At 39.7% G+C, this 16,069-nt stretch carries 14 protein-coding genes; 7 read left to right on the top strand and 7 right to left on the bottom strand.

Annotated features, from left to right (window positions below):
* Nucleotides 1–6: 6 nt before the first annotated feature.
* From mnmG to asnC, 3 genes are all read right to left on the bottom strand, one after another.
* On the bottom strand, nucleotides 7–1,896 hold the full coding sequence (mnmG, locus tag EAE93_RS22635; protein ID WP_214040608.1) for a tRNA uridine-5-carboxymethylaminomethyl(34) synthesis enzyme MnmG: 1,890 nt from the start codon (nucleotides 1,894–1,896) through the stop codon (nucleotides 7–9).
* A 379-nt stretch (nucleotides 1,897–2,275) separates the two neighbouring features.
* Nucleotides 2,276–2,716 (bottom strand): FMN-binding protein MioC, encoded by a 441-nt coding sequence (gene mioC / locus EAE93_RS22630; protein ID WP_036814828.1) that lies wholly within the window; start codon nucleotides 2,714–2,716, stop codon nucleotides 2,276–2,278.
* Nucleotides 2,717–2,807: 91 nt separating this feature from the next.
* The gene (gene asnC, locus EAE93_RS22625) at nucleotides 2,808–3,269 is read right to left on the bottom strand and encodes a transcriptional regulator AsnC (protein ID WP_011144463.1); all 462 of its coding nucleotides are present in this window, start codon (nucleotides 3,267–3,269) and stop codon (nucleotides 2,808–2,810) included.
* 166 nt (nucleotides 3,270–3,435) lie between these two features.
* On the opposite strand from asnC, the gene asnA reads away from it, so the two are divergent.
* Nucleotides 3,436–4,428, top strand: coding sequence for an aspartate--ammonia ligase (asnA, locus tag EAE93_RS22620; protein ID WP_036782040.1), 993 nt, complete (start codon nucleotides 3,436–3,438; stop codon nucleotides 4,426–4,428).
* Nucleotides 4,429–4,433: 5 nt separating this feature from the next.
* On the opposite strand, the gene viaA is transcribed toward asnA, so the two are convergent.
* Nucleotides 4,434–5,891, bottom strand: a complete 1,458-nt coding sequence (gene viaA / locus EAE93_RS22615; protein ID WP_110085689.1) for an ATPase RavA stimulator ViaA — start codon at nucleotides 5,889–5,891, stop codon at nucleotides 4,434–4,436.
* Nucleotides 5,892–5,895: 4 nt separating this feature from the next.
* Entirely contained in the window at nucleotides 5,896–7,407 is a 1,512-nt protein-coding gene (gene ravA / locus EAE93_RS22610) for an ATPase RavA (protein ID WP_415186304.1), read from the bottom strand.
* Nucleotides 7,408–7,659: 252 nt separating this feature from the next.
* Here ravA and rbsD point away from each other — a divergent pair, with 252 nt between their 5' ends.
* The 6 genes from rbsD (at nucleotide 7,660) to rbsR (ending at nucleotide 13,482) form a co-directional block, all read left to right on the top strand.
* Nucleotides 7,660–8,079: a D-ribose pyranase gene (gene rbsD / locus EAE93_RS22605; RefSeq protein ID WP_036782045.1), complete on the top strand. Its 420-nt coding sequence runs from the start codon at nucleotides 7,660–7,662 to the stop codon at nucleotides 8,077–8,079.
* A gap of 7 nt (nucleotides 8,080–8,086) precedes the next feature.
* Nucleotides 8,087–9,592: a ribose ABC transporter ATP-binding protein RbsA gene (gene rbsA / locus EAE93_RS22600; RefSeq protein WP_214040606.1), complete on the top strand. Its 1,506-nt coding sequence runs from the start codon at nucleotides 8,087–8,089 to the stop codon at nucleotides 9,590–9,592.
* Between the two features lie 6 nt (nucleotides 9,593–9,598).
* Nucleotides 9,599–10,570: a ribose ABC transporter permease gene (gene rbsC, locus EAE93_RS22595; RefSeq protein WP_036814838.1), complete on the top strand. Its 972-nt coding sequence runs from the start codon at nucleotides 9,599–9,601 to the stop codon at nucleotides 10,568–10,570.
* A 24-nt stretch (nucleotides 10,571–10,594) separates the two neighbouring features.
* Entirely contained in the window at nucleotides 10,595–11,485 is an 891-nt protein-coding gene (rbsB, locus tag EAE93_RS22590) for a ribose ABC transporter substrate-binding protein RbsB (RefSeq protein WP_214040605.1), read from the top strand.
* A gap of 63 nt (nucleotides 11,486–11,548) precedes the next feature.
* A complete protein-coding gene (gene rbsK / locus EAE93_RS22585; RefSeq protein ID WP_036782053.1) occupies nucleotides 11,549–12,478 on the top strand; it encodes a ribokinase in 930 nt (309 codons plus the stop codon).
* Between the two features lie 2 nt (nucleotides 12,479–12,480).
* Nucleotides 12,481–13,482 carry a ribose operon transcriptional repressor RbsR gene (gene rbsR / locus EAE93_RS22580; protein ID WP_040148583.1) on the top strand — a complete coding sequence of 334 codons (1,002 nt, stop codon included), beginning with the start codon at nucleotides 12,481–12,483 and terminating at the stop codon, nucleotides 13,480–13,482.
* Here rbsR and mdtD read toward each other — a convergent pair.
* Both mdtD and EAE93_RS22570 read right to left on the bottom strand, forming a co-directional pair.
* Entirely contained in the window at nucleotides 13,479–14,870 is a 1,392-nt protein-coding gene (gene mdtD, locus EAE93_RS22575) for a multidrug transporter subunit MdtD (protein ID WP_040148580.1), read from the bottom strand. The genes rbsR and mdtD overlap by 4 nt on opposite strands.
* Nucleotides 14,871–14,939: 69 nt before the next feature.
* A complete protein-coding gene (locus EAE93_RS22570) occupies nucleotides 14,940–15,629 on the bottom strand; it encodes a FadR/GntR family transcriptional regulator (protein WP_214040604.1) in 690 nt (229 codons plus the stop codon).
* Nucleotides 15,630–16,069: the final 440 nt, after the last annotated feature.

Here is a 16,069-nt window from a genome sequence, read left to right as displayed (position 1 = left end):
ATCCTCTCAGGCGCTGCGGCGCAATAATCCTTGTTTTTTCAACCACACAAGTAAAATTGAAATGGCAGCGGGTGTTACCCCCGAAATACGAGAAGCCTGGCCAATTGAACTTGGCTTATGATCATTGAGCTTAGCGACAACTTCATTGGAAAGACCACTGATTTGATGGTAATCGAGATCAACCGGTAATGATGTGTTTTCATTACGTAGCTGTTTTTCGATTTCTTCCTGCTGGCGGGCAATATATCCCTCGTATTTGACTTGAATTTCAACTTGATCAGCGGCTTGTGGTTCTTCAAGACCTGGAGAAAACAAGGGCAATGAGGTCAAAAGTTCATAGTTCATCTCAGGACGACGCAGTAGATCTTCACCATTAGCCTCTTTCGACAATGGCATTTTCAATATGTTGTTTATGTCATCAAGATTATTTGAATTAGGGTGAATCCAAATATTACGTAAACGCTGACGTTCCTGTTCAACCATTTCGACTTTACGGCAATAATGTTCCCAACGTGAATCATCTACCAACCCTAATTCACGGCCTTTTTCTGTTAAGCGCAAGTCTGCGTTATCTTCACGTAGCATCAAACGATATTCAGCTCGGGAAGTAAACATACGGTATGGTTCTTTAGTCCCTAAAGTACATAAATCGTCAACTAAAACGCCAATATAAGCTTGATCACGGCGAGGGAACCAACCTTCTTCTTCTGAAGCATAACGAGCTGCGTTAAGACCAGCCAGGAGTCCTTGAGCAGCAGCTTCTTCGTAACCCGTGGTACCGTTAATTTGCCCAGCAAAGAATAGACCGTGGATAAATTTACTTTCTAGTGTTTGTTTCAGATCTCTTGGATCGAAAAAATCGTATTCTATTGCATAACCAGGACGAATAATGCGAGCATTTTCCATTCCTTTCATGGAGTGAACAATTTGCATCTGTACGTCAAATGGCAAGCTGGTAGAAATACCATTTGGATAGATTTCATTACTGGTCAGTCCTTCAGGCTCGAGGAAGATCTGGTGAGCGTTACGATCTGCAAAACGCATCACTTTATCTTCGATTGAAGGACAGTAGCGTGGACCGATCCCTTCAATGATCCCTGCATACATTGGGCTACGATCCAAATTATTGCGGATCACATCGTGAGTTTTTTCATTCGTATGGGTGATGTAACACGGTATTTGTTGTGGATGTTGTTTCACGTTTCCAAGGAAAGAAAATACCGGTGTTGGATTATCACCTAGTTGTTGTGTTAACTGACTAAAATCAATAGTTCTGGCATCAATACGTGGTGGCGTTCCTGTTTTTAATCTGTTTACACGTAAGGGTAACTCACGTAAGCGTTGTGCTAACGAAATTGCAGGAGGATCACCAGCCCTTCCACCACTATAATTTTCCAGACCAATGTGGATCTTACCGTCAAGAAATGTTCCTACGGTTAGAACAATAGCTTTGGCTTTGAACTTAAGCCCCATGCGTGTTACTGCGCCAGTAACTGTGCCATTTTCAACAATGAGATCTTCTACAGGTTGTTGGAAGATCATCAGATTAGGTTGATTCTCCAATGCCATGCGCACAGCTTGACGATAGAGAACTCTATCAGCTTGAGCTCGTGTTGCACGAACTGCTGGCCCTTTACTGGCATTCAAAGTTCTAAATTGAATACCAGCTTGGTCAGTGGCTTTAGCCATTAAACCACCAAGCGCATCAATTTCTTTAACCAGATGTCCTTTACCGATCCCGCCAATAGCTGGGTTACATGACATTTGGCCCAAAGTGTCAATATTGTGGGTCAGTAATAAGGTTTGACGGCCCATACGAGCGGCTGCCATAGCAGCTTCAGTACCGGCATGACCACCACCGATAATGATGACGTCAAATTGTTCTGGATAAAACATGGTGATGAACCTTTAGTTATAAGAATGCTCAGTGTTGCATTAGGGAAGAGAATTCTACTCAAGTTTTAGTGATAGACCAAGTAGGTGAGATCACCGGTAATTAAAAGAAGATCTTTTTTATTTAAAGATCTGTTTATTAGATCTTTTATTAGGATCATGATCTTTTGTGGATAAGTTATTTTTCCTTAGAAAGATCATAAAGCTGTAAAGGATCATTTGTTGTGAATGATCCGTGATCCCACGAGGTATAAACTGGGATCTAAATCGGTGGTTATTCACAAGGTGATCATTGTCAGAGAGTTATACTATGGATAACTACGGGTTAACCCCGGGTTTTTAGATAAGTTATCCACAATCGTTTGCTGTTTTTTTGTTCTTATTAGAGTAACTTTGCCCAATTTTTGACCCATTCTTCCGCGGGATCTTCGGGGATCTCGTGTTGTTGAATATCAATTTCCAGACGATCACCGAGGCGTTTAGCTCCGCTTTCTATTAATATTTGGTCAAATGATCTTATTGCACCGCAAAAAGTATCGTATTCAGAACTCCCAAGGCCAACGGCGCCAAACGTTACCTTACGGAGATCAGGTTTTTGTTCAGAAATTTCTGCTGCTAATGGTTGTATATTTTCTGGCAATTCTCCTGCTCCATGTGTGGATGTGACGACTAGCCAGATCCCTTCTTGAGGAAGTTCATCTAAAGAGGGGCCATGTAGCATTTCAGTGGAGAAGCCAGCATCTTCCAAAATTTCAGCCATATGTTCAGCTACGTATTCAGCACTACCCATTGTGCTACCGCTGATTAAGGTAATCGTGGCCATAGTGATCCCAACAGATTTCAAGAGTCGCTATTGTACGCTGTGAATCTGTTGGGATCTACCTGTGGATAATGTGGTTATAACAAATTTTATTTTATGGCTTGATTGTCCGCATAATCGGGTTTTGTAAGGAGATTAGGGTTTCTGTTGATTGAATTTCATCGATAGTCTGTATTTTGTTGATAAGCACATCTTGAAGGGATTCAATTGAGCGGCACATAACTTTAATAAAGATGCTGTAGTGGCCTGTTGTGTAGTAAACTTCAACTACTTCATCCAGGTTGTCTAGTTTTTTCAGGGCAGATGGATAATCTTTAGCACTTTTAAGAATAATGCCAATAAAGCAACACACATCATAACCAAGTTGTTTCGTGCTGATATCTACTCTGGTGCCGGTGATGATTCCTGCTTGCTTCATTTTTTCCACACGAACGTGAATTGTTCCTGGGCTGACCGCAAATTTCTTTGCTAGTTCGGCATAAGGTGTACGTGCGTTGTCCATTAAAGCGTGAAGTATGTCACGGTCTAAATTGTCGATCTGATAAATTTCTGCCATTTTTAGCCCCATTTTTTAATGAATTTTCATTTTTTGCATCTTAAAAATGAATTTTATGAATCATAAAGGCTATTTTTATTAAAGTATATTGAATTTATCCCTCATTTTATTGCTTAATGTTTCCAACAGGACATCAGGGCCACCTAAAAAATTAGAGAATAACATTATGAAAAAGTCGTTTATTGAAAAGCAGCAACAAATCAGTTTCGTGAAATCCTACTTTTCCCGTTTGCTGGAAAGCAAACTGGGTCTGATTGAAGTACAAGGGCCAATCCTAAGTTGTTTGGGAGATGGTATTCAGGACAACCTGTCTGGTCATGAAAAAGCTGTTCAGGTAAAAGTAAAAACTTTACCTGATTCAACTTTCGAAGTAGTGCATTCATTGGCTAAATGGAAACGTAAGACACTGGGACGTTTTGGCTTTCAGCCTGAACAAGGGCTTTATACTCACATGAAAGCATTGCGTCCGGATGAGGATCGCTTAACACCAATCCACTCTGTTTATGTTGATCAATGGGATTGGGAAAAAGTGATGGGAGATGGGCAACGTTCACTTGCTTATCTTAAACAGACGGTAGGTAAAATTTACGAAGCAATAAAAGAAACAGAAAAAGCTGTCAGCAAAGAGTTTGGTCTGGCGCCGTTCCTGCCAGATCAAATTCACTTTGTTCATAGTGAAACGCTTCTGAGCCGTTATCCGGATCTGGACGCAAAAGGTCGTGAACGTGCTATTGCTAAAGAATTGGGCGCTGTTTTCCTCATAGGTATTGGTGCGAAATTATCTGATGGTCAATCTCATGATGTACGCGCGCCTGATTATGATGACTGGACGACGCCAAACTGCGATGGTTTTTTTGGTCTAAACGGCGACATCATTGTTTGGAACCCTGTTTTGGAAGATGCGTTTGAGATCTCTTCTATGGGTATCCGTGTTGATGCAGATGCACTGGAGCGTCAGTTAGCACTGACTGGTGATGAAGAGCGTTTACAATATGATTGGCATCAGACGTTACTCAAAGGTGACATGCCACAGTCGATTGGTGGCGGTATTGGTCAATCTCGTTTAGTGATGTTACTGCTGCAAATGAAGCACATCGGTCAGGTTCAGTGCAGTATCTGGTCACCAGAAATACGTGAAACTGTAGAAGATATGCTTTGATTCAATTAGTGACGCCATTTTCGCAGTAAACGGCTTTTAAGTCCGGTATCAAAGCGCCAGATATGATCGAATATCCGCATAATATCGGGCTTACCATATTGGGACATGGAGACCGCATGGAAGCGGTGTTGCTGATGCAGTTGCAGATTTTTTATCTGATGGATTAGTGAGTCCGGCAGGCGCTGGGCAATGAAATCTGAGATAACAACAGCATCAGCATCTTTCCAACGATGTTCTTTCATTTTTTCTATTGTGTTTGTCAGACAGAAAGCGAGATCTGTCCCTCCTCTGAAAGTCTGGCTGAGAAAACGAATAGCTTGCTCCAGACCATCTGGTGAGGATAGTTCATAGTGCACAATTTCTGTCGTAAATAGCATGATATGACAGTTGCGATTATCAGCTAGAGCAATGCGTAACAGTGCCAGACAAAAAGCTTTAGCGCATTTTTCATTAAATCTTCCCATAGAACCGGAAGTATCTACACAAATAATAAATGGTCCTCGTGGTTTTTCTTCCTGGCTATAATGAGTGACTGGCCGTAATGTTGTTTTTTCTCGCCAGTTATCACCTTGTAATCGATAGGTCAGGAGTTTTTTTTCCACTAATTTGCGATAGAATTCATATTCTAGGTCTTCAATTCCTAATATCGCCAATTCTATTGGCAATAGACGCATAATATCATCACTTTGTCCGATTCCATTTACCTGTTCAGGAACAGTGTCAGGTGTTTGTTCGATTGTGGTAAATGGTTCGAAAAAATGATTTTCCTGTGGTTTTGATTTTGCAGATTGGCTGCGTCCAAGTAATTGAGCTAATTTTTCCAGTTCCGGCTGTTGGCGAAGAAATTCACTATAGCGAATCAATAACTGTTTATTATTTTGGGAATGATTTAACTGATTTTTACTCATGTCCCATAACCGACCTGCTGCCCTATCATTTTCACTAAAAACAGGATCAAGATTACCGCTTAGTGTCAACCTTTGTTGTAGTTCTGCCAGTAATTGCTCTTTTTCTTGTTCTAGCAATTTTTTATGGAGGGTTGTGGTTTGCAGGATCAAACTGATCCTCCATCGTTGAATAAATAGGATTTGCAGTGTATTTGAATTGGCAATGGTGTTGGTTGCGAGTTTCTGTGCTTCTTCACTAAAAGGGGATTCAATTCGGCGCAGGGTTTCTAAAATATCGGGAAGTTTAAGAAAAAAATGATTTGTATTGGCAGAGAGTAGTTGTTGATATAATTGAAATTCTTCTGCCAGAGTTGCAGGAATGAGCGTTTCTTTAATCCTGTGCTGTAAATCGTGTTTCCAACCAGGGATATCTTTTAGTAGCGCACGTTTCAAACGAGGATATTTTTCAAAAAAGATAGCTAACTGAGGTGAAGCTAGAAGCGTTAATATGATCTCTTCTATCATCTCTCCTTCGTTTATTGACAGTAAAAGATCAAGGGTTGTCAGACTAATCATTTAATTAGTTGCCCATTTTTATTTTCAACTGATTAATTTTATCGGCTAACTGGATAAAGCTTTGCTCTATCGTAGCAAGCCAATGACTTTCAATAAACAGACATGGTTGATGGTGATTAAACAATTGGTGTTGGTGATGGATTTCTTGATTAATTTTTTCCAATCTTTCCAGCCACTCGTTGTTTTCTTCATTTTGCTGATGCTGGCGGTCTGGTAAATATAGCGTGGATGAACGACGGCTGATATCAAAAATCTCTGGCTGGTGTGTTGAATTAATTTCGGCTGCTATGTTTTGTGGGAAACCAATACCGTTCAGACGAGCTGATAGTTCTCCGCCTTTGTTTATCCAGTTATTCAGCGCTTTTTTATCCAATTCAATGAAATTAACTTTAATATCATGGAGATGAAGAGGTGTATGTAGGAATAAAATCAATTTTTCTTCATTGATATGATCGGGTAACGAATACTGTATTTTATGTCCAAACAGACTGGTTTGTTTTTCCAGCTTTAACGCTTGTTGATCATTTTTATCCTGGCAGACTTGAGCCCATTGGTGATAGAGCGAATCAATTTTTTGAGATAATACTCTTTGCTGATATGCCTGTTCGGTCATGAGAGTATTTAGGTACTGAGGTAATAATTTAAAAGAGTGAAGATCATGCCACAAACAATCTTTCAGCAATATTAAGTCAATAGGGGATATCTCTTTTCTACCATTAAAGAAAGCACTGGCTTGTAATAAATGAATGGCTTTCTTCCAGCGTCGATCTGAAATGTAAGGTGAATGTTCTGTCGTATCAAGTTGCTGGCGTAAATGATAGATAATATCAAAACAACTATCAGGTAGGATTATCTTATCAATCTCTTTTTGCCATTGGTGAAATTCTTCACTTGTTATCTGAATGTCTGCCGGGACAGGGTTATCATTTTCATTTTTGTGGCTAGTGAGTAACGCTCGGAAATTCTTTTTTTCTTGAATTTTGTCCAACCAAATACGAATTAACATTCTGTCATAGAGTGCTTCCAGGCTGTTATCTGCTTCAGGCAGCTCATTGGATGCTGTTACAAGTAATCGCATTGGAATTTTCTCTTCTGTATCGCCATTTCTGAATTTTCTTTCATTAATTGCGGTCAATAGGGTATTCAGAATTGCTGGACCGGCTTTCCATATTTCATCAAGGAAGACAATTTCGGTTTCAGGTAAATATCCGTTAGTTAGACGTTGGTAACGTCCTTCTTCTTTCAATGCCTGAATAGAAAGAGGACCGAAAATTTCTTCAGGAGTTGAAAAGCGAGTCATCAGATATTCAAATGCTCTGGCATCACGAAACGCAAATTTCAATCGTCGGGCTATCAGGCTTTTTGCGATACCAGGAGGACCGAGTAGAAAAACACTTTCCCCACACAATGCCGCTAGCAAACATAAACGAATAGTCTGTTGTCTTTCATACAGACCACTTTCCAGATAGTGACTTAAGCAAACTATTTTTTCTGCTAACAACATAATTCGTACCAATATTATCTGTTGGATTAGATGAAACCTAATTGGCCTTCTCCATAGATTTTAATCATTATTTGTTGATGTAGACAATATTTACCTTAAAAATCGATTCAGCGTCAAATATTCAATAAGTTAGCATTTATTTTCGTTTCTTTCATTATCGAAACGTTTCGATAGTGATCACACTTTTGTATCACTAATGTTGTATTTTAAATATTACTTTCTATATTACTAAATAGCGAAACGTTTCGCTAATGGAATAAAAAAATGAAAAAAGGTGTATTACTTAATTCTGAAATTTCAGCCGTAATTTCTCAGCTAGGGCATGCTGACCAGATTACAATTGGTGACGCTGGATTACCAATTCCTTCTTTAGCCCAGCGGATTGATTTAGCGCTAACCCAGGGAATTCCTAGTTTTATATCCGTTCTTAATGTTGTTACACACGAAATGCAAATTGAAGCTGCATTTTTAGCTGAGGAGATCATTGACCATAATCCTTTGATACATCAATTAATATTGACTCAAATTAAAGAGCTTGAGAAACAGCAAGGGAATTCAATTACTGTAGACTATATTAGTCATAATATGTTGAAAGAGAAAACAGAACATAGCCGAGCGGTGATTCGCACAGGAGAGCATTCTCCTTATGCCAATATTATCCTTTGTGCTGGCGTGACTTTCTGAGGTGATTATGCAGCCTGTACTGGAACTAAAAGGAATTAGTAAATCTTTTCCTGGTGTCAAAGCATTATCTGGTGCGGCACTACGTGTTTACTCGGGTAAAGTGATGGCACTGGTAGGGGAGAATGGTGCAGGTAAATCCACTATGATAAAAGTGTTGACTGGGATATATACCAGAGATACAGGCACGGTTTATTACCTAGGAAAAGAAGTGATTTTTTCTGGTCCTAGATCCTCTCAGGAAGCGGGGATCGGGATTATCCATCAGGAATTAAATCTTATTCCCCAACTGACTATTGCTGAAAATATTTTCCTGGGACGCGAATTTGTTAATAAATTCGGTGCGATTGATTGGAGAAAAATGTATCAGGAAGCAGATCGCCTGTTAAAAAAATTGAATCTGAATTACAGCAGTCACCGTTTAGTCGCTGAACTTTCTATCGGTGATCAACAAATGGTTGAAATTGCTAAGGTGTTGAGTTTTAAATCCAAAGTTATCATTATGGATGAGCCAACTGATGCGCTGACCGATACAGAAACTGAATCATTATTTAGTGTAATACATGAACTAAAATCTCAGGGATGCGGTATTGTTTATATCTCCCATCGTTTGAAAGAAATTTTTGAAATTTGCGATGATGTGACGGTATTCCGTGATGGACAATTTATTGGTGAAAAGCCGGTAAAAGAGTTAAAAGAAGAGGCTCTGATTGAAATGATGGTTGGGCGAAAACTGGAAGATCAATATCCTCGCCTGAATTTACCTCGGGGTAAAAAACGACTTGAAGTTAATCAGATTTCTGGTCCCGGTGTGACAAATGCTAGTTTTTCCCTTTATAGCGGGGAAATTTTGGGTATATCAGGGCTGATGGGGGCTGGCCGCACTGAATTGATGAAAATTATTTATGGTGCGTTGCCGAAAACTCAAGGACAAATCACGTTGGATGGAACACCCATTGTAATTCGTAACCCTCAGGATGGGTTAGCTTGTGGGATTGTTTATATTTCAGAAGATCGTAAACGTGATGGTTTAGTTTTGGGAATGTCAATTAAAGAGAATATGTCTCTTACTGCCTTACGTTATTTCAGTAACCGGTTAGGGGGTCTTAATCATCAAGAAGAACAGAGTGCAGTTAGTGACTTTATTAAATTGTTTAGTATTAAGACACCTTCAATGGGACAAACTATTGATTTGCTTTCTGGTGGTAATCAGCAAAAAGTAGCCATTGCCCGTGGATTAATGACCAGACCAAAAGTTCTTATTCTGGATGAACCTACACGTGGTGTAGATGTTGGCGCAAAAAAAGAAATTTATCAGTTAATTAATCAGTTCAAGAAAGAAGGGCTAAGTATTATTCTTATTTCTTCTGAAATGCCAGAAGTGATGGGAATGAGTGACCGTATTTTGGTTATGTGTGAAGGCCAGATCAGCGGAGAATTTTTTGCTGAACAGGTAACTCAAGAAGTTTTGATGGCGGCGGCTGTAGGCAAACAATATGGAGCAATTCATGGGTAATTCAGTATGAATTCTAATATATCACCGACATTTAAACGTTGGTTTACTAAAGAGTGGTTACTGAAACAAAAGTCACTGATTGCATTATTAGTGTTGATCGTAGTAGTTTCTTCTCTTAGCCAAAATTTTTTCACTTTAAATAATCTGTTTAATATTCTGCAACAAACATCAGTCAATGCCATTATGGCCGTTGGGATGACATTAGTTATTCTGACATCGGGTATTGACCTGTCTGTTGGTTCATTGCTTGCGTTAACAGGTGCAATAGCTGCTTCATTGGTTGGTACGGAAGTTAATGCTCTGGTGGCTATCGTGAGTGCTTTGGCTTTAGGTGCTGCAATTGGTGCTTGTACAGGAATAATAATTGCTAAAGGTAAAGTACAAGCTTTTATTGCCACTCTAGTCATGATGTTATTACTTCGTGGAATAACCCGTGTCTATACTGATGGTAGCCCAATAAATACAGGATTCAGTGATAACGCGGATCTGTTTGGCTGGTTTGGTATTGGTCGGCCACTGGGAATTCCTACTCCAGTATGGCTGATGTTGATAGTTTTTATTATCGTATGGTATATCCTGCATCACACCCGCTTAGGTCGTTATATTTATGCCTTGGGGGGGAATGAATCGGCTACCCGTTTATCTGGTATCAATATCGATAAAATTAAAATTATCGTTTACTCCTTATGCGGTTTACTGACGGCATTGGCAAGTATTATTGAAGTCGCTCGTCTTTCTTCTGCTCAACCTATGGCGGGAGGCGGTTATGAATTAGATGCTATTGCTGCCGTAGTACTGGGAGGAACCCGTCTGGCTGGTGGTAAGGGATTAATTATTGGTACTCTGATTGGTGCGCTAATCCTCGGTTTTTTAAACAATGGCTTAAACTTATTAGGTATTTCTTCTAACTATCAGATGATTGTTAAAGCAATTGTAATATTGTTGGCAGTTCTGGTTGATAATAAAAGTGGTAAATAACCTCACCCTACAGGAAATAACACGATGAAAGTGAAGAAATTAGTAACAATTTTATCTGCTGTTGCGCTAAGTATGACTGTAAGTGTAAATGCATTGGCGAAAGACACTATCGCGTTAGTCATTTCTACACTGAATAATCCATTCTTTGTCACAATGAAGGATAGCGCTCAAAAGGAGGCGGATAAGTTGGGCTATGACCTAATTGTGTTGGATTCTCAGGATAATCCAGCGAAAGAATTAGCTAATGTTCAGGATTTGACGGTACGTGGTACTAAACTCATGCTAATTAACCCGACTGACTCCGATGCTGTTGGTAATGCCATTATGATGGCTAACAATGCCAAAATTCCGGTCATTACTCTAGATCGGATAGCGAATAAAGGTACTGTTGTCAGTCATATTGCCTCTGATAACCGCTTGGGGGGTAAAATAGCGGGTGATTTTATCGCCGAAAAACTGGGGAATGAAGCCAAAATTATTCAGTTAGAAGGTATTGCCGGCACTTCTGCCGCCCGTGAACGTGGTGAGGGATTTAATAAGGTAGCACAGGAACATAAATTCAATGTGCTGGCTAGTCAGCCTGCTGATTTCGATCGTACCAAAGGACTGAATGTTATGCAGAACTTACTGACGGCTCATCCGGCTGTACAAGCTGTATTTGCTCAGAATGATGAGATGGCGTTAGGTGCCTTACGTGCTTTACAGACCGCAGGTAAAAGCGATGTATTAGTTGTTGGTTTTGATGGTACTGGAGATGGTATCAAAGCTGTTCAAAGTGGAAAACTGGGAGCGACGATCGCTCAGCGGCCTGATCAAATTGGTATCGTTGGTGTTCAGACTGCAAATAAAGTGCTGAGAGGCGAAAAAGTTAAAGCCGTCATCCCCGTGGAATTGGAGTTAGTTATTAAAAAATAAATCGGTATTTATGCCGTTACTCATTGATGGTGGTGACGGCATAATTGAAAAGGAATAAATGTAATGAGTACAGCAAAACTTGCGGTGCTTGGCAGCATTAATGCTGACCATATTTTGAATCTTAAGTCATTCCCTCGTCCGGGGGAAACGGTGATCGGGGAGCAATATCAGGTTGCTTTTGGTGGTAAAGGTGCTAATCAGGCGGTAGCAGCAGGCCGCAGTGGTGCTGACATTACATTTATAGCTTGTGTTGGTGAGGACGATATTGGTTTTCGCATCTATCAGCAATTAGCAAAGGATAATATTAAAACTTCTGGCATTGAAGTGATTAAAGGAGAAACAACGGGTGTAGCGTTGATTTTCGTTAATCAGCAAGGTGAAAACGTTATTGGTATCAATGCTGGTGCTAATGCAGCGTTGACACCGGAATATTTCTATCGCTATCAAAATATTATTGAAGAAGCTGATGCATTATTAATGCAACTTGAGTCTCCATTGGAAACAGTACAACTTGCTGCAACAATAGCTAAACAAAATAATACAAAAATAATACTCAATCCGGCGCCGGCCCGAAAATTATCTGATCAATTGCTCTCGCTGGTGGATATCATTACACCAAATGAAACTGAAGCGGAATATCTCACTGGAATTAAAGTAGAAAATGATTCAGATGCGGAAAATGCGGCTCAAATACTGCATGATAAAGGTATTGAAACGGTAATTATCACATTAGGTAGCCGTGGTGTATGGTTGAGTGAAAGAGGTCAAAAAGGAAAAATTGTTCCGGGATTTAAAGTTAACGTTGTAGATACTGTTGCGGCAGGAGATACTTTCAATGGTGCGCTGGTGACAGCTTTGTTGGAAAGAAAATCCATGTTATCTGCCATACGATTTGCTCATTCTGCTGCTGCAATAGCGGTAACACGTCAGGGCGCTCAGCCTTCCGTCCCGTGGCGAAATGAAATTGATGCATTTTTAACTGAACAGGACTAACTGTGGCTACAATGAAAGATGTTGCTCGTTTTGCAGGCGTTTCTACATCGACTGTATCTCATGTTATTAATAATAATCGTTATGTCAGTGATGGTGTGAAAAAGAAAGTTAATGATGCAATTGAGCAATTGAATTATGCGCCATCAGCGCTTGCACGAAGTCTTAAGATCAAGCAAACCAAAACCATTGGTATGCTGGTGACAACCAGTAATAATCCTTTTTATGCTGAAATTGTAAGAGGGGTTGAACGAAGCTGTTATGAGCGTGGTTATAGCCTTATCTTGTGTAATACAGAGGGGGATGCCAAACGAATGGATTACAGCATGGAAACTTTGCTGCAAAAGCGAGTAGATGGGGTGCTGATTATGTGTACTGAAAATCAACACAGCTCCTGTGATGTTTTGCGTCGTTATCCTCCTTTACCGATGGTTATGATGGATTGGTCTCCATTTGATATTGTCAGCGATATTATTCAGGACAACTCCTTGTTGGGGGGTGAGATAGCGACTAATCACCTTATTAGCTGTGGTTTTAAAAAAATAGCTTGTATTGCAGGTCCACAAGATAAAACACCTGCTAATCATCGATTGAAGGGATATAGAAAGGCAATGGCGAATGCTGGCCTTATTATTCCTGACGGATATGAAATTTATAGTGATTTTGAATTTGCTGGTGGTTTTAAATCAATGCAGAGATTACTACAACATCCAGAACCGCCAGAAGCTGTTTTTGCTGGAAATGATGCAATGGCTGTTGGCGCTTATCAGGCTCTGTACCAAGCGGGGCTTTCTATACCGGATGATATTTCCATCATAGGTTATGATGATATCGACCTTGCTCCTTATATGATCCCACCGTTGACAACCATTCATCAGCCAAAAGATAAATTAGGAAAGTTAGCTGTTGATACTTTGCTTTATCGGATGAATAACCCAGAAAGTGATCCTAAATTATTAGTATTAACTCCGACACTGATTGAGCGTAGTTCAGTTTCTCGTACTTAGGTGTTCTTTTTCTTGATCATGTTATCTCCATCTTCCTTATGTAATAGCAGGAAGGTGGACGAAGAGAGTAAAGTGATTATTCCTACGGTAATAAAAGTGTTGTGGAAGCTATCAATGGTTGTTCCATAATGTATGGATTCATAGAAACGAAGAATAGCGGCACTTACCGCAACACCGAAGCTAATAGATAACTGCTGAGTTACAGCTAATAAACTATTTCCTGAACTGGCATTATTATCGGTCAGATCAGCAAGAGTAATAGTATTCATCGAAGTAAATTGAATGGATACAGCCATGCCCAGTAAGAATAGTGGAATAGACAGAAGGACAGCGGACATTTCTGGTGATTGCAGTGAAAATTGAGAAATCATTAATCCAATAGTGATTGTTATGCTAACCAGCGTCTTACGATATCCAAAGCGAGTTAATACATTAGTAACGAAAGATTTGGCTATAACAGAACCAATAGCTGTTGGTGCCATCATCATTCCGGCAATGACTGCTGAATAGCCAAATCCAACTTGTAGCATCAAAGGCATTAGGAAAGGAATGCACCCAGTTCCCAAGCGTGTAACAATATTACCTATAATACCGATAGAGAATGTACGAACACGGAATAATTTCAGACTAATAAGGGGTTGGGTCTGTCTTCTGGCATGCATTAGATAACCAAATAATATCATAAAACCACCGACCATCATTGTCAGAGGTATATAACCTGGTAACGTACTCTCCCCTAGTAAATCTAAACTGACAGAAACCATTATTAAACTCAGGCCAAAAAGTATAAAACCGAAAAAGTCAAACGAACGTTTTGGCATTGTAAAATTAGGCATATGTTTTTTAGCATAAATAATTCCCAATAAACCGATCGGAATATTGATAATAAATATCCAGTGCCAGGTAGCATAAGTGACTAATAACCCACCGAGCATAGGACCAAGAATTGGCCCTACTAACCCGGGCATGGTGACAAAATTCATAACGGGTAGAAGTTCGCTGCGTGGGTATGCACGTAATAAAGCAAGGCGAGCAACCGGCATCATCATTGCGCCACCAATTCCTTGAATTACACGGGAAGCAACTAGGAAAGCTAAATTACCTGACAAAGCACAGGCAAGAGAGCCTAAAGAAAACAAGGATACAGCAAACATAAATACCCGGCGGGTACCGAAACGATCTGCTAACCAGCCGCTGACTGGAATTAGCAAAGCAACAGTCAGAGTATAGCTGACAACAGCAGATTGCATCGCCAGAGGTGAATGTTTGAGGCTTTCAGCAATAGCGGGCAATGCTGTGTTGAGAATTGTTGCATCTAAAGCTTGCATAAAGAAAGCTATTGCAGCAATCCAGGGTAGCCCCGCCATATTACGAGCGGTTTTTACCATTAATAATCCTACTTATTTTATCTAGTTAATGTTTGGTTAGATATTAATCTAATACACTACTATATAAGATCATTCGCGCTCTGTTAATAACTTTTGGCAAGCGAGAAGTGCACTGTGACTGTCACCTTGGATGATAGAATTAACAATTGTTTTATGAGCTTCCAGTTGTACAACTTGATCGGAAATAATAGCTTCAAAGTAGTTCTGGTAAACTAGATGAAATAAATTGGCAAAAGAGCATAAGAATGGATTTCCACAAGATTTGTAAATAGTATAGTGAAACTGGTAATCAATCTCTATCCATTTTTCCCGGTTAAAATTTCCTTTTAGTAGATACATTTCATCTATTACCTGTAAGAGCTGCTTCCTTTGTTTTTGTGTGGCATTTTGTGCAGCAAGAAAGCAAGCTTGTGGCTCTATTGCTAATCTTACTATATGGAAATGTTCAACCACTTGGTTAAGGTTGTCACGACTCATCCACCACTTTAATAAATCCTGATCAAGGAAATTCCAATGAATGGTTGGCATGATTCGAGTACCAATACGTGGGCGAGGTAATAGCATACCTTTGGCTGCAAGTATTTTTATTGCTTCACGAACAGAGGTTCTGCTGACGTTAAATTGTTCAGCGAGTTCTATTTCACCAGGAAGGATAGTTTCAGCTTTATATTCACCAGATAAAATCTGTTGTCCGATTTTTTCAGCTAGAAGATAAGAAAGGTTTTTCTGGGAAGCTTTTCTTTGTTCTTTAAATTGCATAGTGGATTTGAACCCTTTCCCGTATTTGTCTACTTAATAGTACCTTAGTTTGGGAATAATTATTGTCGACGCCATCAATCTTGTATAAAAAAAACGCAAAAATGCAGGTTTTGTTGAAAAAATCTGCGAATGGCAGTTTTTTTTCAATAAATACTTGCCAGCGTCAAAGAACTCCCTATAATGCGCCACCACTGACCGACACAACGCTGATAAACATTGTGAGGTCAGGCAGAAGGAAAGCGAATAAGCGCTTGACTCTGCGGGCGAAAGGCGTAGTATACGCAGCCCGGCTGAACGAGAATATTCAATTTTAATTCAGCCTGCTCTTTAACAATTAATCAGACAATCTGTGTGGGCACTCACAAGACCGTATCACAAAAAAATACGTTTTAAAGTCTTGAAGAGTGAACAACAGTTAATTCATTACGAACTAATTAGTC

The sequence above is a fragment of the Photorhabdus akhurstii genome (genome assembly GCF_018448925.1).
Classification (GTDB): Bacteria; Pseudomonadota; Gammaproteobacteria; order Enterobacterales; family Enterobacteriaceae; genus Photorhabdus; species Photorhabdus akhurstii.
This window is presented reverse-complemented; position numbering and strand designations above follow the sequence as displayed.